The 19189-nt window shown below is 71.1% G+C and carries 14 protein-coding genes; 6 read left to right on the plus strand and 8 right to left on the minus strand.

The window, feature by feature from the left end; all coding sequences use genetic code 11:
• Window positions 1-23: 23 nt before the first annotated feature.
• The 3 genes from P1V51_13585 to P1V51_13595 all read right to left on the minus strand — a co-directional run bounded on the left by P1V51_13585 (window position 24) and on the right by P1V51_13595 (window position 4423).
• Window positions 24-1649, minus strand: coding sequence for a sigma 54-interacting transcriptional regulator (locus tag P1V51_13585; protein ID MDF1564075.1), 1626 nt, complete (start codon window positions 1647-1649; stop codon window positions 24-26).
• A 209-nt stretch (window positions 1650-1858) separates the two neighbouring features.
• Window positions 1859-3628 (minus strand): phospholipase D-like domain-containing protein, encoded by a 1770-nt coding sequence (locus P1V51_13590; protein MDF1564076.1) that lies wholly within the window; start codon window positions 3626-3628, stop codon window positions 1859-1861.
• Between the two features lie 60 nt (window positions 3629-3688).
• Window positions 3689-4423, minus strand: a complete 735-nt coding sequence (locus P1V51_13595) for a hypothetical protein (GenBank protein ID MDF1564077.1) — start codon at window positions 4421-4423, stop codon at window positions 3689-3691.
• A 96-nt stretch (window positions 4424-4519) separates the two neighbouring features.
• Between P1V51_13595 and P1V51_13600 the strand changes: the two genes are divergently transcribed.
• Window positions 4520-5353 carry an RNA polymerase subunit sigma gene (locus P1V51_13600; protein MDF1564078.1) on the plus strand — a complete coding sequence of 278 codons (834 nt, stop codon included), beginning with the start codon at window positions 4520-4522 and terminating at the stop codon, window positions 5351-5353.
• Here P1V51_13600 and P1V51_13605 read toward each other — a convergent pair.
• Window positions 5346-6284: an FKBP-type peptidyl-prolyl cis-trans isomerase gene (locus P1V51_13605; GenBank protein ID MDF1564079.1), complete on the minus strand. Its 939-nt coding sequence runs from the start codon at window positions 6282-6284 to the stop codon at window positions 5346-5348. The genes P1V51_13600 and P1V51_13605 overlap by 8 nt on opposite strands.
• A 91-nt stretch (window positions 6285-6375) precedes the next feature.
• On the opposite strand from P1V51_13605, the gene P1V51_13610 reads away from it, so the two are divergent.
• A complete protein-coding gene (locus tag P1V51_13610; GenBank protein ID MDF1564080.1) occupies window positions 6376-7386 on the plus strand; it encodes a sulfotransferase in 1011 nt (336 codons plus the stop codon).
• Between the two features lie 13 nt (window positions 7387-7399).
• Here P1V51_13610 and P1V51_13615 read toward each other — a convergent pair whose 3' ends face one another.
• Together P1V51_13615 and P1V51_13620 are read right to left on the minus strand one after the other, a co-directional pair.
• Window positions 7400-9886 carry a hypothetical protein gene (locus P1V51_13615; protein ID MDF1564081.1) on the minus strand — a complete coding sequence of 829 codons (2487 nt, stop codon included), beginning with the start codon at window positions 9884-9886 and terminating at the stop codon, window positions 7400-7402.
• Window positions 9887-9997: 111 nt separating this feature from the next.
• Window positions 9998-10597, minus strand: coding sequence for a DUF2058 family protein (locus tag P1V51_13620; GenBank protein MDF1564082.1), 600 nt, complete (start codon window positions 10595-10597; stop codon window positions 9998-10000).
• 93 nt (window positions 10598-10690) lie between these two features.
• Here P1V51_13620 and P1V51_13625 point away from each other — a divergent pair, with 93 nt between their 5' ends.
• Genes P1V51_13625 through P1V51_13635 form a run of 3 tightly spaced genes read left to right on the plus strand, consistent with a single transcriptional unit; the run spans window position 10691 to window position 14917 of the window.
• The gene (locus P1V51_13625) at window positions 10691-12937 is read left to right on the plus strand and encodes an aconitate hydratase (protein MDF1564083.1); all 2247 of its coding nucleotides are present in this window, start codon (window positions 10691-10693) and stop codon (window positions 12935-12937) included.
• A gap of 10 nt (window positions 12938-12947) precedes the next feature.
• Window positions 12948-13838 (plus strand): amidohydrolase family protein, encoded by an 891-nt coding sequence (locus P1V51_13630; GenBank protein ID MDF1564084.1) that lies wholly within the window; start codon window positions 12948-12950, stop codon window positions 13836-13838.
• Complete coding sequence (locus P1V51_13635) at window positions 13835-14917, plus strand: RNA methyltransferase (GenBank protein ID MDF1564085.1); 1083 nt, start codon at window positions 13835-13837, stop codon at window positions 14915-14917. Before P1V51_13630 ends, P1V51_13635 begins: the two co-directional genes overlap by 4 nt.
• A gap of 5 nt (window positions 14918-14922) precedes the next feature.
• On the opposite strand, the gene P1V51_13640 is transcribed toward P1V51_13635, so the two are convergent.
• On the minus strand, window positions 14923-15510 hold the full coding sequence (locus tag P1V51_13640) for a YdeI/OmpD-associated family protein (protein MDF1564086.1): 588 nt from the start codon (window positions 15508-15510) through the stop codon (window positions 14923-14925).
• 111 nt (window positions 15511-15621) lie between these two features.
• Here P1V51_13640 and P1V51_13645 point away from each other — a divergent pair, with 111 nt between their 5' ends.
• On the plus strand, window positions 15622-18078 hold the full coding sequence (locus P1V51_13645) for a hypothetical protein (GenBank protein MDF1564087.1): 2457 nt from the start codon (window positions 15622-15624) through the stop codon (window positions 18076-18078).
• Between the two features lie 15 nt (window positions 18079-18093).
• Here P1V51_13645 and P1V51_13650 read toward each other — a convergent pair whose 3' ends face one another.
• Complete coding sequence (locus tag P1V51_13650; GenBank protein ID MDF1564088.1) at window positions 18094-19095, minus strand: response regulator; 1002 nt, start codon at window positions 19093-19095, stop codon at window positions 18094-18096.
• Window positions 19096-19189: the final 94 nt, after the last annotated feature.

Raw genomic sequence — 19189 nt, forward strand, 5'->3', positions numbered from 1 at the left:
GCCTGCCCCGCGGCCGCGCAGGGTCAGTCCTCGCCCTCGATCCCCACCAGGCCCATCTCCTTGAGGCGGACCTGGAGGGTCGAGCGGGCCATGCCCAGGACCTTCGCGGTCTTGCGGCGGTTGCCGCCCATGGCCTCGAGGACGACCCGGATGGCCTCGCGCTCGATCTCGGCGAGGGTCTTGTTCGTCACCGAGATGGCGTCCGGGGCGAGGGTGGGCGAGGAGGCGGCGGCGAAGGTGATGTCCCCGGGCTCGATGTCCACCCCCTCGCGCAGGAGCAGGGCGCGCTCGAGGGTGTTCTTCAGCTCGCGCACGTTGCCCGGCCAGGGGTGGCCATGCAGGAGGGCGAGGGCCCCGGCCGAGAGCTCGGGGGCCGGCGCGACGGGCGCGGCCTTGAGCAGGAAGTAGCGGGCGAGGAGCTCGATGTCCTCCGGACGCTGCCGCAGGGGAGGAAGGGTGAGGGGCACCACGAAGAGGCGATAGAAGAGGTCCTCGCGGAAGCGGCCGGCCTCGACCTCCTGCTGGAGGTTGCGGTTGGTCGCCGCGACGATGCGGACGTCCACCTCGATGGGCTTGCTGGAGCCCACCCGCCGGATCTCCTTCAGCTCCAGCGCCCGGAGCAGCTTCGCCTGGAGATCGAGGGGGAGCTCGCCGACCTCGTCGAGGAAGAGGGTGCCGCCGATGGCCTCCTCGAAGGCGCCGCGGCGGTGGTGGTGGGCGCCGGTGAAGGAGCCCTTCTCGTGGCCGAAGAGCTCGCTCTCGATCAGCTCCTTGGAGATCGCCGCGCAGTTCACCGGGATGTAGGGCCCCTCGCCGCGGGGGCTGGCCAGGTGCACGGCGCGGGCGATCAGCTCCTTGCCCGAGCCCGACTCCCCGAAGATGGTCACCGTGGCCTCGGAGGCAGCCACCCGCTCGACCTGATCGAGGACCTGCTCGAGGGCGGGGTGGCGGGTGAGGATGCCCCAGCGGCCCGCGAGGGCGCGGTCCTCGGGGCGCTCCAGGAAGAGCTCGGTCTCGCCGATGCGGACCACCGCCCCCGGCTCGAGGCCGATCCGCTCCACCGGCAGGCCGCCGACGGTGGTCCCGTTGGTCGAGTCGAGGTCCTCGAGCCACCAGCCCCCCTCCCGGCAGAGGAGGCGGGCGTGGAAGGCCGAGGCGAAGGGATCCGGGAGGACGAGGTCGTTGCCCTCGTCGCTGCCGAGGGTCAGCGGTCCCTCCCCCAGGGGGCGGCTGCCGCTCTCGTCCCCCCGGCGCCAGCGCAGCACGAGCTCGCCCGCCTGGCTGCGCGGCAGCGGGTCGGGGAGGGCCCGGGTCTTCCCGGAGCCGGCGCGGCGGCGGGTCTCGCCGGGGCTGGTGGCCTCGCCGAGGCGGAAGACCACGGTCCAGTCGGAGGCCAGCCCGATCACCGCACCGTCGGTGAGGGGCGCGCTCTCCTGGACGGTCCGGGCGTCGAGGCGGGTGCCCTCGGGGGTGAGGTTGTGGAGGCTCCAGCCCTCGTCACCGAAGCGAAGCTCGGCCTGCTGACGGGGCGCCGCCTCCCGGGGCAGGACCAGGTGGCAGTCGGAGCCCGAGCCCAGGAGGAGGCGGTCGCGATCGATGGGGAGGCGAAGGAGGGGGGTCTTGCCCCGGTGGATGAAGAGCTCGGCCATCTGGTCCTCGGTGGGGTTGGCAGGTTGTACGTCAGGCCCCGGTGGGCCGCGAACTGCCGTGGGACCCCAGCAGGGGGCGTGCCAGGCCCGTTTCCGGGCCGATTTCTCGCCAAAGGTCCGAGATCAGGTCCGGGTCTCCCCGGGCTGTGGTCCGAATTCCGGACCACTGACCTGAAAGCGGTCAGGTTCTTGGAGCGTCGGTCCCCGGCTCAGTTGCGCTTGCAGGTGTGGTGGGCCTGCGGGTTCGCGAGGAAGTCGGTGCTGTTGAGGTCGCTGCAGTGGGTCCGCAGGGCGGTCTTCAGGTCGGTGACCTGCTGCCAGTCGAGGCTCATCGGATCGAAGACGATCTCGATCTCGGCGCCGGTGCCGTTCACGATCTCGTCCATCCGCGCCTCGTAGAGGCCCCCGGCGCGGCCCTGGTTCCAGACCGTCTCGAAGTTCAGGACGTAGGCCTCGAGCAGCTCGGGGAAGCTGCGCACGTCGAAGAAGAGCATGTTCTCCATCGTGTTGTGCTCGGCGTTGTCCGAGAGGTTGTAGGAGCCGGTCACCAGGGTCTTGCCGTCGATCACCAGGTACTTGTGGTGCATCTGGATGGCGTAGCTGTAGTGCCAGCGGTAGGCGTAGGTCTTGAAGCGGGTGTCGATGCCCTCGGTGTGGATCTGGTAGCCGAAGAGGAAGCCGCTATCGAGGCAGTTGGCGGTCTGGGTCTCGGTGGTGGCGGCCGCCAGGCAGTCGTCGAGCTCGCGCACCTGGGTGTCGTGGTAGCTCTCCGAGATGTACTCCTGGTTGTCGAGCATCACCCGGATCTCGACGCCGGGATCGGCCCGGCGCTTGGCGATCAGGGCCTCGGAGACCGGCCGCGAGCGCAGGTGCCCGGAGGCGACGAGGATCTGGCGCTCGGCGCCCTCGATCAGCGCGACCAGGCGATCGGCGATCTCGTTCTCGCCCCGGTTCACGCTGAAGGTCGGACCGTTGCTGGCCGAGTCGTAGACCCGGAAGTTGGCGGAGGTGAAGGCGGCGTCCACCGCGGGGATGTCGACCTCGGCGATCGCCGCCGCGTCCACGTTCGAGGTGTACTCGGTCTCGAGCGCCGCGTTCCACACCACCTCCCGGGAGTTGTTCCAGAGGTGGTCGAACTCGGCCTGCAGACGCAGGGCCAGCTCGGCGTTGCCCTCCAGGAAGAGGGTGTTCTCGTCGTACTTGGTGCCCGCCGAGTAGGACCAGTTGGCGCTGCCGGAGATCAGGCGAGCGGTGGCGGCCTTCGCGGGGTCGTAGCGGGGGCCGTCGAGGATGGCGAACTTGTGGTGCATGATCTTGTTGATCCAGCGCACGTCGATGCCCGCGTCCTCCAGGCGGGCCGAGCGGGTGCCGGCCGGATCCTTGCGGTCCTCGGAGGCCCCCTCGTAGAGGAGCCGGATCGAGACGCCCCGGTGGCTCGCGTCCTCCAGGGCCTGCACGACGGTTCCGTCGGAGAGGCTGTACATCGCTAGGTCGAGGGTCTCCTGTGCGGCCTCGATCGCCTCGGTCACCCGGGCGAGGTGCGAGCTCTGCCAGGGCTGGGGGGAGAAGATCACCTCGGCCCGGCCGGGGAGGGAGACCAGGCAGGGGGCGCCGGCCTCGACGCCGCGCGCGACGATGAGGTCGAGGGTCGCCGGGCCGACGTAGGGGACGGCGTCGAGCTCGGCCAGATCGTCGAAGAGATCGTCGTCCTCGGTGCCGGGCAGGCCGTCCGGGCCGTCGCGGTGCGCCAGGAGGTTCTTGCGGGCGCGGCTGCGGACGCCGAGCCCGGCCAGGACCTCGTCGGTGGTGCCGGCGTCGTTGACGAAGGAGAGCGCCCGGGCCGTCTCGCAGCCGCCGACCCCGTCGGCCTTGCCGTAGACCGGGTGGTCGGCGGAGAGCCCGGCGGTGTCGGCGCCCTCACCGCAGGCGGAGCAGAGGAGGGCGAGGGTGAGGAGGCAGGCGCCGGGGGTGCGGAGCATCGCGGATCTCCCGTTTCGAGTCTTCGAAGCTCCCAAATCCTACCCCATCCTCTCGTGGCCTCACTCCCAGAAGGCGACCAGGCCGGTCATCACGCCGAGGCTCATGGGCTCCCCGCCGACCGGTGCGGCGATCGCGGTCTCCAGGATCAGCTCGAGCGTCTCCCCGAGCACGAGGTTGGCGCCCAGCCGCAGCGCGCCGGGCGTGCCGTAGGCCAGGAAGAGCTGGTGATCGCCGGGGAGGGTGTAGTAGCCGCCGGCGACCAGCTCGAGCTCGGCCCCGAGCTGGCGCGCGCCGGTCTGCCCGTCGACGACCCCGAAGATGGGCACCCCCCAGCGCAGGAAGCCGCCCCAGGCGGCCATGTCCGGCTCGGCGTCGAGGGTGAGCTCGAGGCGCGGGACGAAGGCGGGCGCGTCGAGGAGCGCGCCGCCGGTCCGCACCTCCAGGAAGAGGTCGAGGTCGAGGTGGTCGGTGTCGACGGGGGTGCCGAAGAGGGCGAAGTAGAGCCCGCTCTCCCCGGCGGCCAGGTGGTGATCGGCGCCGGTGTGGATGCCGAGGTAGACCGAGAGGCCCTCGACGAGACCGACGCCCAGGACCAGCTCCCCGCCGATCCACCGCTCGTCGGCCGGCGCGCCCAGGCCCTCGACGAAGCCGTAGAGCTCCAGATCGGTGAGGCCCTGGGAGTAGGTCTCGAAGGTGTCCACCGCGCGGGCCGGCGCGGGGAGGAACCACAGGAGGAGCAGCGCGAGGGCGAGCGCCCCTCGGCGGGGAGAGAGGAGAGGGAGCGTGGCGAGCATCGCTGGATCCTAATCCCAAGGCCGCGCTTCCCGAACCCTCGAAGCGACGGCGCACGAGCCCGTGCCCGCGGGCGTGCCCGGCGGTAGGGTGAGCCCATGAGCCTGCTCCCCACCGAGGTCACCGAGCTCCTCCCCGGCCTGCTCGCGGACGGCCCCCTCCTCTTCCTCACCGGCGCCGGGATCTCCGCCGAGAGCGGCATCCCCACCTTCCGGGGCAAGGAGGGCTACTGGACCGTGGGCTCGCAGAACTACCGGCCGGAGGAGCTGGCCACCCGCCGGGCCTTCGGCCAGATGCGGGAGGAGGTCTGGGCCTGGTACCTCTACCGCCGCAGCGTCTGCCGCGCCGCCGAGCCCAACGCCGCCCACCACGCGCTGGTGGAGCTCGAGCAGGTCCTGGGCGACGGCTTCCTCCTGGTCACCCAGAACGTGGACGGCCTCCACCTTCGCGCGGGCAACACCCTCGAGCGCACCTACCAGATCCACGGCAACATCGACTTCCACCGCTGCTGGCGCGAGTGCTCGCCGCCGGTGCTCCTCCCCGAGGCCCTCGGCGAGACCTGGGAGAGGGGCCAGTCCGTGGACGTGGCCACCGACGCCCTGCTGGTGTGCGAGGCCTGCGGCGGGCCGAGCCGGCCCCACGTGCTCTGGTTCGACGAGTGCTACGACGAGGAGAACTTCCGCTTCAACTCCTCGCTGATGGCGATCCGCGAGGCCAGCGGCCTCGTGATCGTGGGGACCTCGGGGGCCACCAACCTGCCCACGCAGCTGGCGGCGAACGCCTACGAGCGGGGGATCCCGGTGATCGCGATCGGGCCCGACGAGACCCCCTTCACGCGGATCGCGGAGGAGGGTCCCGGGGCCTTCCTGCGGGGGACGGCCACCGAGTGGGTGCCCGTCCTCGCCGACGCGCTGATCGAGGCCTCTACTTGAGGATCTTGATCAGGGTCACGTCGAAGACGAGCATGCCGGCCGGCGCCCCGGGCTTGCCCTGGTAGGCGAGCTCCTGGGGGATCCAGAGGCGGCGGGTCTCACCCTCGACCATCAGCTGCACGCCCTCGGTCCAGCCGGCGATGACGCCGTTGAGGGGGAAGGTGGCCGGGCGGCCGCGGGTCACGGACGAGTCGAACATCTTCCCGTCGGTGGTCCAGCCCGAGTAGTCCACCTGCACCACGCTCTCGGCGGTGGGGTGCACGGTGCCGGTGCCCGCGCTGATCACCTTCGAGGCGAGGCCCGAGTCGGTCTTCTGGGCGTCAGCCGGCGCGGCGGCGACGTCGGCGGGGGTCTTCGGGGTGATGATGGCGATCAGCTCCACGTCGAAGACCAGCATGCCGGCCGGCGGCCCCGGGCGGCCCTGGTAGGCCAGCTCCTGGGGGATCCAGAAGCGGCGCTTCTCGCCCTCGACCATCAGCTGCACGCCCTCGGTCCAGCCGGCGATGACCCGGTTGAGGGGGAAGCTGGTGGGCTGCCCGCGCTTCACCGAGGAGTCGAACATCTTTCCGTCGGTCTGCCAGCCGGTGTAGTGCACCTTCACGATGTCGGTGGCGGTGGGGTGCTCCTTGCCCGTCCCGGCGGTGAGGACCTTCGAGGCCAGGCCCGACTGCGTCTTCTCGGCGTCGGCCGGCGGGGCGGCCACGTCCGGGGGCGCCGGGAGGTCGCCGATGGGCGGCGCGGGCCGGGCGGCCGGCGGTGCCTCGGGCTTCTCGGCGGTGGGTTTCTCGGCAGCGGGAGCTTCAGCGGCGGCCTCGGCGGCCTTCTCGCCTCCCTGCTCCTCCCCCGAGACGGTGCTCTGCCCGGAGGGGCAGGCGCAGAGGAGGAAGGAGAGGCTTGCGGCGAGGGCGACGGGGACGTTGAGTCGGTTCATGGCGGGGGAGGGTGCCCCGGCCGTCCTCCTTTGGCAATGCCTGGTGCTCCCGCCTTCCTAAGGGCCGGGAAGCGTTCTAGGGTGCGCCGCCATGAGCTTCCAGGAGCGCCTCATCTTCCTCATCGGCTCCCCCCGCTCGGGGACCACCCTCCTGCAGCGGATGCTCGGATCCCACAGCCGGATCCACACCCTGCCCGAGCCCCACCTGATGACCCCGCTGGCGCACCTGGGCTACTACGCCACGGTCGACAAGGCGCCCTACGACCACATCAACGCCGCCGAGGCGAACCGGGAGCTGGTCACCCACCTCCCCCGCCAGGAAGAGGACTACCTCGACGCCTGCCGGGCCTACGCCGACACGATCTACGAGCGCCTCCTCGAGCCCACCGGCAAGGAGCGCTTCCTCGACAAGACCCCGGCCTACGGGCTCATCCTGGACTTCCTCCAGAAGGTCTACCCCGACGCCGGCTACGTGGTGCTCACCCGCCACCCGGTGGCCATCCTCCACTCCTTCGCCCACTCCTTCTTCGACGGCGACTATCGCAAGGCCTGGGAGTTCAACCCCATCCCGGCGCGCTACGTGCCGGCCATGGCCCGCTTCCTCCGCGAGAAGCCGGTCTCGATGGTTCACCTGCGCTACGAGGATCTGGTCGCGGAGCCGGAGGTGGGCCTCGGCCGGATCTGCGAGCACCTCGGCCTGCCCATGGAGGCGGCGGCGGTCGAGTACGGCAGCCACAGCCACGTGAAGGGCTCCTTCGGCGACCCCATCACCGTGAACGCCCACCAGCGCCCGGTGAAGGACAAGGCCCAGAGGTGGGCCAGCGATCTGGCCGCCGACGCCGAGGCGCGCGAGTTCGTGCAGCAGGTGATGGAGACCCTCGACCCGGCGGATCTGGAGCTCTGGGGCTATCCCAAGGACGAGCTCTTCGCCCCCCTCGCCGACGCGGGCGCGGCCCCGACGAAGCTCTCGCCCTTCAACGGCTACCGCCTGCGCCGCAAGCTGATGCTGGGCCTGAAGACCCCGGTGCAGCAGGACAGCCTCGGCCTCGGCCGGGCCGTGCGCCGGGTGCGCTACTACTGCGACGTGCTCCTGCGCGAGTGAGCGCGGCCGCCGGTCAGGGCAGGCAGGCCGTGCGCTTCGGGTCGGCCCGGCTCATCGGCCACCCGGCCGTGACCTGCGAGTCCACGATCACCGAGGAGAGGAAGCGCCCGTGGGGGACGACGAGGCTGCGGGTCTCCGGCTCGAGGAGCATCCCCGGCCGCTCGATCTCGGGGCTCCGGGGGAAGGAGTCGAGGCCGCCGAGGATCCCGGTCCAGCGCTGCAGCGCGGTGCCGGTGGCCAGGTTGACGAGCTCGAGGTTCGAGGCGGCGGGCTTGCGCAGCACCCACTGGGTGCCGTTCTGGGCCAGGACGATGTCGAGGATCGAGACGTCCCCGTAGTCGTTCCCCTGGGCGGCGTGGGGCGGGTAGAGCTCGACCGACATCAGGTCGATCCCCACCCCGGTGGAGGCCCCGGCGTAGACCCGCTCCCCGTCGTGCACCGGCCCGCCGGTGAGCGTCGGTCCGGTCAGGCGGTTGGCGACCCAGGCCGGGAGGAGGGCGCCGTCCACCGGATCCCAGGTGCCCCACTCGACGGCGTCGAGCCCGGCGGTGGGGTCGGCGTCGATGGAGGGGTAGAGGAAGCCCCCCGGGAAGGCCGCGATCGCCCCCCAGCGCGCCGGGGCGGGGGCGTCCAGGTTGGCCGCGCAGTTGCAGCCGGCGCAGGCGCCGTAGATCGCGTTGCCCAGCTGATCGGCGGCGTAGATCGCCGTGACGCTCCCGGTGCCGCTGGCGTCGCGGGCGGTGAAGCCGGCGGTGCCCGCGGACGCCATGGGGATCGCCACCCCGCCGGTCGCGCAGGCACCGGCGCCGGTGTAGTCCTCCCCGATCGCCTCGAGGGAGGTCAGGTAGGTGCCCAGGTTCTGGTTCACGCGCTCGACCACGGCGTAGGCGAAGTCGCCGTCCGCCGAGATCACCGGGAGGCTCCGGTAGCCCGACTGGAAGCCCGTCACGACGCCCGGCCGGTTGGAGCTCCAGTTGGTGGCGCCCAGCGGCGTCTGGGTGAGGATGGCGCCGTCGCTGGTCAGCAGGTGGAGCTCGGTGGTGCCGTCGCTGGTGTGCTGGATCACCGGGCCGGCCAGGACGGTGGTGTCGGCGTTCAGGGGGATGGTCCGGCCGCTCTGCACCTCACCGCTCAGGCGGTTCACCACGTGGAGGGTGGCGCTCCCGGGGCCGTCGTTGGAGACCACGTAGAGGTTGGCGTCGGTGCCCAGGGCCGGGGAGAGGAGGGGGTTGCCCAGGTCGACCGTCCAGCGCAGGCGGGTGGCCTCGAGATCGAGGACCTGGCGGGCGGTGTTGCCCCAGACGTCCTTCGCCTCGACCGTGAAGGGCAGGAGGCCCTCGTAGAGATCGAAGCCGTGGCCGGTGAGATCGAGGCTGACCTTCCAGAGGGGCAGCGCCGCGGGGCTGACCGAGATCGCCACCGCCGCGGTGTTGGGCAGCGAGGCGATCGGTGAGCCCTCGAGGCCGGTCTCGGCCTCGGCGACCTCGACGCTGCAGTCGACCCTGGCGTCGCGCAGGATCGTCCCCTGGCCGTCCACGGCATCACCCGTGCAGCCGTGGTCGGTGAGGACGGGGGGCTGGGCGTCGATGTTGAAGCGGCCCGAGGTCTCCGCGCTGTTGCCCGCCACGTCGGTGGCGGTGACGTAGACGACCTGCTCCCCCCGGGCCTCGGGCGAGGGGAAGTCGGCGGCCTTGAGCAGGAGGGTGCCCTGGCAGGTGTGGGTGCTCCCGGCGGGGATGCACTCCATCGCGGGGGCGAAGGCCGTCAGGCCCGCCTTCCGGGGCAGCTCGACCGAGAGCCCGCCCTCCGGGAGGTTCTGCTCCTCGACCGTGACCTCGATCTGCAGGGGGCCGTGGCCGTCGACCTCGGTGGGCCAGGTCTCGCTGCTCGCGTCGAGCTCGCCGGTGCCGGACTGGTAGAGGCGCAGGGTGACCCGCGGCCCGATGGTGTCCCGGATCACCTGCACCGAGTCGAGGGCGCTGCCCCCGCCGTGGTCGGTGGCCCGGACGGTGATCGTGACCGGCGCGATGCTGTCGAGGCCGGCGAGGGGGAGCTCACAGCCCCAGATCTGCCCCCGCTGGGTGAAGGCGGCGTCGACGGTCGGCAGCTCATTCGCCTGGCAGGTCACCGAGGCGATCTCGAAGCCCGCGGGGGTGACCTCGGCGCTCACCGGGATCCGGTCCGTGAAGCCCTCTCCCGCCAGGGGGGAGACGATCTTCACCCGGAGCCCCGGGTCCACGCAGCTGCCGGCCTCGCAGACCTGGCCGCCGCTGCAGGGAGGGTTGCAGTCCTGACCGCCGTCCCCCGCCGGCAGGGTGGAGACGCAGAGCTCGAGGGTGACGTCGCAGGAGTAGGCCTCGCCGTAGTGGGTCGCCAGGTCGCTGCAGTCGGCGTCCTCCCGGCAGCTCACCCGCAGCTCGTCGGCGGTGGGGGACGAGGGGCAGCCCGCCACCAGGGCGAGGGCCAGGACCGGGACCGGGATGAAGCGCAACGACCGCATGACCAACCTCTCCTCGCAGGACGACGGGCGCGCCGGGCCTGGGTGAATCCCCTCCGGATCACCCTGGGGGGCGTCGCCTGGATCGAGGCTAGTGCCCCGGAAGCGCGGTCGTCAAACCTTGCCCCCGACGAACTCCTCGGGGCTGCGGTTGTAGAAGCGCACCGCGCGGGGATCGATCCCCAGGACCGCCTCGGCGCCCTCCCGGGGCACCACCGCGAACTCGACGGCGTGGGGGAGGGGGTGCTCGATGATGGCCAGCTCTCCGGCCTCGATCTTCGCGCGCAGCTCGGCATCGACGAGGATCCGCTTCACCTTGCCCTTGCGGCTCTGGAAGAAGAAGGCGTCGGTGCCGGAGGTCTCCAGGCCCAGGGCGCCCGCCACCCGGCGGACGTCCTCGGCCAGCTGGCGCTCCCGCTGGGCCCGCTTGCGGTTCTCGGCCTTCTCCCGCTGCAGCTCGGCCTGCCGGGCGCGCTCGGCCTTCTTGGCCTCGGCGGCGGCGAGCTCCTCCGGGGTCAGCTGGAGGCTCTCGACGGCCTCGCCCCCCTCCGGCCGCCCCCGCCGGCCCTTGCCCCGGCGGTCGGGCCGGCCTCCCCCCTTGCGGGCGGCCTGGCGGCGAGCCTCCTTGGCGGCGGCCTCCTCGGCCTTCTTGGCGTCCTCCTCGCTGACCAGGCCAGCCTGGAGGAGCTGATCTCGGAGGTTTCCCAGACCCATGCATCGTTCTCCAAAGTGTCGGTCCAAGGTATGACAACGGCCTCATCGGAGGCCAGGAGAAACGGCCCCGACAGCCCACAGGAGAGAGCGACCATGCAGGACCCCATCACGATTCTCCAGCAGCACTACGCCACCCTCGCCGACAAGGTGGACCACGCCCGCAAGAAGCTGGGCCGGCCCCTGACGCTGGCCGAGAAGACCCTCGCCGCCCACCTCGACGACGCCGAGTCCCAGAGCTGGGAGCGCAAGAAGGCCACCGCCATCCTGCGCCCCGATCGTGTCGCCATGCAGGACGCCACCGCCCAGATGGCCCTGCTCCAGCTGGCGGCGACCGGCCGCAAGGAGGCCGCGGTGCCCTCGACGGTGCACTGTGACCACCTGATCCTCGCGCACAAGGGCGCCGAGCACGACCTCAACCACGCCAACGACATCAACGGCGAGGTCTACGCCTTCCTCAAGAGCGCCGCCGAGAAGTTCGGACTGGGCTTCTGGAAGCCGGGCGCCGGCATCATCCACCAGGTGGTGCTCGAGAACTACGCCTTCCCCGGCGGCATGATGATCGGCACCGACTCCCACACCCCCAACGCCGGTGGCCTCGGCATGCTGGCCGTGGGCGTCGGCGGCGCGGACGCCATGGAGGTCATGGCGGGGATGCCCTGGACCGTGAAGATGCCCGGCCTCATCGGCGTGAAGCTCACCGGTGAGCTCTCGGGCTGGTCCTCTCCCAAGGACGTCATCCTCAAGGTGCTCGACATCCTCACCGTGAAGGGCGGCACCGGCCACATCGTCGAGTACTTCGGCCCGGGCGCCCGCACCCTCTCGTGCACCGGCAAGGCCACCATCTGCAACATGGGCGCCGAGCACGGCGCGACGACCTCGACCTTCCCCTACGACCAGAAGATGGCGGCCTACCTCGCCTCCACCGGCCGTGAGGCCTGGGCCAAGCTCGCCGACGAGCAGGCGGCGCACCTGCAGGCCGATCCCGAGGTCGAGGAGAACCCCGAGAAGTTCTTCGACCGGGTCATCGAGATCGATCTCTCCACCCTCTCGCCGCACCTGGTCGGCCCCCACACCCCCGACCTGGCCCACCCCATCGATCGGATGGGTGAGGACGCGAAGAAGGAGGGCTGGCCCCTCGAGGTGAAGGCCGCGCTGATCGGCTCCTGCACCAACTCCTCCTACGAGGACATCACCCGCGCCGCTCACATCGCCCGCCAGGCCACCGCCGCCGGCAAGAAGGCCGTGATGCCCTTCTTCGTCTCACCGGGCTCCGACGGCGTGATGGCCACCATCAAGCGCGACGGCCTGATGGACGACCTCGAGGCCATCGGCGCCATCGTGCTCGCCAACGCCTGCGGCCCCTGCATCGGCCAGTGGCAGCGCGAGGGTCAGGAGCCGGGCGTACCGAACTCCATCGTCACCTCCTTCAACCGGAACTTCCGCAAGCGGGCCGACGGCAACCCCGACACCCTGGCCTTCATCGGCTCGCCCGAGCTGGTCACCGCCATCGCCCTCTCCGGCCGCCTGGACTTCGATCCGGCGAAGATGGACCTCGACGGCGTGAAGCTCGAGGCCCCGCAGGGCAAGGAGCTCCCCGAGGGCGGCCTCGAGATGGACGCGAGCGGCTACATCGCCCCGCCGGCCGACGGCTCCTCCGTCGAGCTCGACGTGAAGCCCACCTCCGATCGCCTGGCCCTCCTCGAGCCCTTCGCGCCCTGGGACGGCGAGGACTTCGTGGGCCTCACCCTGCTGCTCAAGGCCAAGGGCAAGTGCACGACCGACCACATCTCGCCCGCCGGCAAGTGGCTGCGCTTCCGCGGTCACCTCGACAACATCTCCGACAACATGTTCAACGGCGCCTTCTCCGCCTTCGGCGGGGAGTCCGGCCAGGTGAAGGACCTCATCGACGGTGAGGCGAAGGGCATCTCCGAGGTCGCCCGCCACTACAAGGCCGAGGGGCGCTCCTGGATGGTCGTCGGCGACGAGAACTACGGTGAGGGCAGCTCCCGCGAGCACGCCGCCATGTGCCCCCGGCACCTCGGCGCCAAGGCCGTGCTCGTGCGCAGCTTCGCCCGCATCCACGAGACCAACCTCAAGAAGCAGGGCGTGCTGCCGCTGACCTTCGTGGACCCGGCCGACTACGACAAGTTCCAGGAGGAGGACAGCATCTCCATCACGGGCTTGAAGGAGCTGGCCCCGGGCTCCCTCGTGAAGGTCACCCTGAAGCACGCCGACGGCAGCGAGGAGAGCTTCGAGGCGAAGCACTCGATGACCGCGATCGAGCTGGAGTGGTTCGGAGCCGGCTCGGTGCTCAACTGGCTGCGCAACCAGGCGTCCTGAGGGGCCTGACATGGGTGGGGGTGTGAACGGCGCCTTCGGGCGGGCCGAACTGCACGCGCTCTACGATCGCCTGGGCATCCCGGGCGTCGTGGACGCGCATTGCCACTTCATGCCCCAGCCCCTCCAGGAGAAGGTCTGGGAGTGGTTCGACGAGCAGGCGCCGGTGCCCTGGCCGATCACCTACCGGGGTGACGAGCAGCAGCGCCGGCGCTGGCTCGAGGAGCTGGGCGTCGTCCGCTACACCTCCCTGAACTACGCCCACAAGCCGGGGATGGCCGCCCAGCTCAACGCCTTCACCCTGGGCCTCCTCGACCGTGACCCCAAGGTCCTCGGCACCGGCACCTTCTACCCGGAGCCCAGCGCCGCCGAGGACGTCGCAGGGATGCTGCAGGACCCCCGGGTGAAGGGCTTCAAGCTCCACCTGCAGGTGAGCGGCTTCCACCCCGACGATCCGCTCCTGCATCCCTGCTACGAGCAGATCCAGGACGCCGGCAAGGTGCTGATCCTCCACGCCGGCTCGGCGCCCATGGCCGGCCGCCACACCAACACCGAGGCCGTGGGCGCGATGCTCGAGCGCTTCCCGCGCCTGAAGGTGATCATCGCCCACCTCGGCGCCCACGAGACCGAGCACTACCTCGAGCTCGCCTCGAAGCGGGTGGGGACCTACCTCGACACGGCGATGGTCTTCGTCGACTTCGGCGCCGTGCCGCCGATCTCCAGCGAGGCCAAGGCCAGGCTCGCGCGCCTGCAGGACCGCATCCTCTTCGGCAGCGACTACCCCTCGATCCCCTACCCCTACGAGCACCAGGTCGAGGGGCTCGTGCGCCTGCGGATGGGCGACGGCTGGATGAAGGCGGTGCTGCGGGAGAACGCCATGCGCCTCTTCGGCGGGCAGGGATGATCCTCCAGGTCGTCTGCGCCCCGGGGCTGGAGAAGGTCGTCGAGGCCGAGCTGCGAGCGCTGGGGCACCGGCCGAAGGCCGTGGGGCCGGGGCTGCTCTCCATCGAGGGCTCGCCCCTCGACGCGGCCCGGGCCTGCCTGATGCTGCGCAGCGCGACCACCCTGCGGGCGCTCCTGGTCCAGGCGGAGGTCCGGGGGCAGGGTGATCTCCGCAACGCCCTGGGCAGCGGCGAGCTGCCCCGCTGGCTGCCCCCGGGCAGCTCGATCTCCCTCAAGGTGGATCTGAAGCGCTCCTGGCTGCGCCACTCCGGCGTGTTGAAGGAGGCGCTGGTGGCGGCGCTGCCAGACCGGCCCCTCGACCCCGCGGGCCTCGGCCTGCTCGTGCGCCTCGAAGGGAGGAGCCTGACGGCGAGCCTGGACCTGGCCGGCGAGCCCCTCCACCGGCGGGGCTGGCGCCGGGAGGGCGGCCGGGCGCCCCTGCGGGAGACCCTGGCCTGCGGGCTGCTGGGCCTCGCGGGCTGGAAGCCCGAGGAGGCGCTCTACGATCCGATGTGCGGCTCCGGCACGATCCCCATCGAGGCGGCGCGCTGGTCCCTCGGGCTGGCCCCCGGCGCGGAGCGCGACTTCGCCCTGGAGCGGCTGGCGGTCTTCGAGCCCTTCGCCAGCGAGTACGACGCCCTGACCACGATCACCGCGCCGCCGAGGAAGGTGGCCCCGATCCTGGCCAGCGACGCTCACCGGGGCGCGGTCGGCTCGACCACCCGCAACGCCACGCGGGCCGGGGTCGCCGGGGTGGTCGAGGTGAGCCACGCGGCGCTCCCCGAGGTCGCGCGCCCCGACTGCGCGCCGGGCCTGGTGATCTGCAACGCTCCCTACGGCCGCCGGATCGGTGAGGATCGGGGCGAGGTGCGCGCGGCCCACGCCGCCCTCGGCGCGGCCCTGCGCGGCCCGCTGGAGGGCTGGCGCCTGGCCCTGCTCACCCGCGACGAGGGCCTGGCGAAGGCCACCGGGCTGACCCTGAAGAAGGCCGCTGATCTCGAGAACGGCGGCCTGCGGGTGGGGGTCTACCTCACGCGCTGAAGGGGTCAGCGGTCGTTCATGCCCTTGCCGGCGAGGATCGCCGGGGCCCACTTCTCGATGCGGGCGCTGCGGGTCTTCGACTGCTTGGCGTCCGAGAAGTGCAGGAGGTAGGCGCGGCGCCTCCCCGGGGTGAGGGCCTCGAAGGCGGCCTTCAGCTTGCGGTCCCTCTTCAGGCGGGCCGTGAGCTCCTCGGGGTAGGGGAGCTCCTCCCGCACGAACTCGACCTTCCTCCCCGCCTTCTCCAGCTCGATGGCCTCCTTCAGGTAGCGCCTCAGGGCGGCCTTCATCTTCCGGATCTGGGCCACGCTCTCGAACTCGATCTTCCGCATCGAGCGGGAGGCGTGTCCGGGGGCGATCAGGATGCCCTCGGGGTCGGAGAGCAGGACGCCCTTGAAGAAGCCTAGGGCGGCGCCGCTCTTGAGGCTCCAGACCCACGCCACGTTGGCGTCGCCGTGGGTGTAGCAGGGGCCCCGCCACTTGTAGTCCTCGACGAGGGCGGTCGAGCGCAGGACGGCGCGCAGCTCGGTGAGCTCGGCCTTCCAGCGCCGCTCCTTCGCGTAGAACGCCTCGATCTTCTCGTCCCTCTCGCTCATGGGGGACGAGTCTGCGCCTCGCGGGGCGGCCGTCAACGAACCGATCGAGCCCGCTCGGCCCCTCGATGGGGGAGGAGGAACTGGACCCCGGATCGGTGATATCCATGGGGGATGGGAAATCGAGGGACCACTTGGATCGCCGGGTTCGTCTGTCTTCTCTTCGTCGCCGCCTGTCCGGCCGAGAAGCTCGCCCCTCGCAAGGTGGGCAGCGCCGTCGGCCGCCTGAGCGTCCGGAACGCCGCGGTGATGACCTCGCTCATCAGCGGCAACGACGAGTGCGGCTTCAAGAGCCCCGGCGTCTTGAACAACTTCACCGTCGAGGGTGACATCGGCAGCGAGGGCTCGGTCACCTACACGGTCGGCAGCTGCCAGCTGAACCTCGGCACCCTCCACGAGCTGAAGTCGGACTGCAACGGCGACTCCACCAGCGCCGGCGGGACGGTGACGATCTCGGGCACCATGACCATCCGGGGCATCCTCACCGGCAACGTCGAGACGCCGGTCGTGCCCTCGAGCGCCGACGCCACGTCGATCCACCTCGAGGCTCGCTTCACGAACTTCGACGTGCAGGTCTCCTACTCGCCCAACAGCCTGCGGCAGATCTCGGGGGCGCTCTCCTGGGACGCCGAGCCCCACCTGGCGATCTCCGCCACCACCGGGCTCTGCTCCATCGCGACCTCGGACATCTCGCTGAACAACCTGAGCTACAGCGACGCCATCGTCCACGTGACCGCCGAGAAGCGCGACTTCGACGTGCACGTGCCCACCTCGGCCTTCTCGGCCCAGGTCGGACGCTGGGGCCCGCGGGAGAACTGGATCAGCGGCCAGATCACCGTGGCGGGCGGCAAGGTCGTCTCGCTGCCCAACGACAGCGACGACTCCCCGGTGCTCGACGTGGACTACGAGCGGGGCTACCACCTCGACTCCTTCGCCTGCGCCGAGGACCTGCAGGTCCCCATCTCCTACCAGTGCAAGTCCCTGGCGCCCGCCCTGGCCCACGGCCTCTCCCGGCTGACCGTGCCCACCCTGGCCAACCTCACCAAGCTCGTCGACGCCGACACCACCTGCGGCTTCTCCAGCGCCGGCGTGAAGAACGGCGTGCAGATCACGGGCAACCTGGGAGAGACCGGAGGCTCGGCGACCTGGCGGGTGCAGAACTGCCTGATCGACTTCCCCCAGCCGGTGATCGTCAGCGAGGACTGCAACGGCGCCCAGCGGATCGCCCAGGGGCGGGTGACCATCAACGCCACCAAGACCTTCACCGGCTTCCGCACCGGCGATCCCGAGAACCCCATCGCGCCGACCGCCTGGAACCCGGCGGTGATCACCCTCCAGGCGAGCTTCGACCAGCACGACATGCAGGACACCGGCAGCGGCAACACCCTCACGGTGCACTCCGGAACCCTCTCGGGCATCGTCCGCCCGCGGGTGGCGATCGACACGACCACCGGGATCTGCTCGAAGGTCGGCGGCTCGGGTTCCTTCGAGAACCTGACCTGGCAGAACGCCGACGTCACGATGCGGACCAGCAGCGGCACCTTCCGGATCGCGGTCACCGGCACCGACCTCGACGCTCAGGCCGGGCCCGGCGACAGCACCGAGAACAGCCTCACCGGCCAGGCCACCATCGACGGCCAGACCTACACCATCCCGGTGCCCGGTGAGGCACCCGACCTCGATCCCTCCTACGACGCCCAGGCCTTCGAGGACTCGTGGGCCTCCTGTGATCCCGAGCTGGCGGTGCCTCGCTCCTCCGACGAGTGCTCCCTCAACCGCGTCCTCGGCGCCAACGCCGCCCGGCTGATGACCAAGGTCATCGGCAACCTCGGCTCCCTGGTGAACGACAACACCGTCTGCGGCTTCGAGAGCGATCCCGTGCGCCTCGGCCCGATCGACATGCAGGGCGACCCCGACCTCGGCGAGATGGGCTACGTGAAGTGGACCGCGCCGAACTGCCTGGTCGCCGACGGCCCGGTCACCCTCAAGGAGGCCGACTGCCAGAACGTCGAGACCTACTACAGCGGCAGCGCCCGGGTCTGGGCCTTCCGCACCGTGCGGGGAGAGCGCGAGCAGCTCGCCGGCCTGATCGAGTCGGTGATCATGCGCGAGCGGAACGCCATCGACATGGAGATCGCCGACTCGGAGCTCACCGGCTTCTCGATCTGGGACGAGCTGAACGGCGAGCCCACGCTCCCGGTCAAGCTCATCATCGACTCGGGGAACATCTCGGGCATCGTCCACCCGATCCTTGGCGAGTCGGCCACCGAGGCGGGGGTCTACGACTACGTCTCACCGGTCTCCCAGTACGAGGGCGTGACGGCGACCAACCTCGCGGCGACCATGGAGGTCGGGGCGGCGACCTTCTACCTGGACATCGAGACGGCCACCATCGACGCCATGAACGGCGTCTGGCTCGGCGACGGCAACCGGATCGCGGGGACGATGACCATCAACGGGGAGGACATCACCATCGGTCCCGACCGGCTGGTGCCCAGCTTCGATCAGGCGGCGTTCAACGCCTCCTACAGCTGCGATCCGACGCTCCGTGCGCCGATCCCCCACCAGTGATCGGCCCGCCGGGGGCTACTCGTCCCGGCGGAGGTAGGTGCCCATCATGTCGACCAGCTCCGTGAAGTGGAGGGGCTTGGGGAGGTAGTCGGTGGCGCCCGACTCCTCGGCGACGACGTGGAGGGCCTCGGCCTCGAGGGCCGAGATGAAGATCACCAGGATGTCGGTGAGCTCGGCGTCGCCGCGGATGGCGCGGCAGATCTCGGTGCCGTCCATCTCGGGCATCAGGATGTCCATCAGCACCAGGGGCGGGTGGAGCTCGCGGATGAGGGCGAAGGCCTCCTCGCCGTCCGAGGCGGTGTGCACCTCGTAGCCATGCTTCTCGAGGGCCTGCTTGACCAGATCGAGCACCACGGGGTCGTCGTCGGCGACCAGGATCGGCTGGAGGTGCTTGCTCTTGCGATCGAGGCGCCCCTCGAGGGCGTGGACGATGGCCTCGTTGAGCTCGGCCCGCATCAGGGGCGAGGGGTCGATGAAGCGAAGCCCGGCGCTGCGGGCCTTCTTGCTCGCCCAGGCGACCTCGGCGGTCACCCGGGTCCACGACTCGGCCTCGGGGGAGGTCTTCAGGTCGACCACCACGCTCTGCCCGGTCTGGAGGGGCAGGGGGGTGGCGACGAAGATCCCCGTCTCCGAGACGTTGCGGGTCTCGGTCTCCTCCTCGGCCTCCGGATCCACGAAGCGGACGGGCAGCGCCAGGTGGGCGCGCACCGAGTGGCGCGCGGGCTGGTAGCTGCCCCGGGGGGCCCCCAGGCCCAGGAAGCGGCGCAGCTTGGTGAGCTCCCGCTCGTCGATGCGCACCCAGACTCCGTCCGGGAAGCGGCGGCTGCCGCGGCGGTGCCCGGAGACCAGGGCCCGGAAGACGACCGGCACGGCCACCTGATCCAGCGAGACGGTCACCGGGACCCGCTCGCCCAGGGGCGGCCGCTCGTCGGTCTGGATGAAGAGGCGGTCGTGGTAGCCGGCCACCAGGTCGTGCCAGAAGCGGTAGCGATCGCCGTACGAGAGACGCAGAGCCATGGAATTCCTCTTGCCGTCGCGTGAGTGCGTGACGTGGCCGGGCGTCCGGCCCCCCCTTTTTGCCCCCCAAGGGGGCCACAACTCCCGGCCTGAA

The sequence above is a fragment of the Deltaproteobacteria bacterium genome, from assembly GCA_029210625.1.
In the GTDB taxonomy this organism is placed as follows: Bacteria; Myxococcota; Myxococcia; order SLRQ01; family SLRQ01; genus JARGFU01.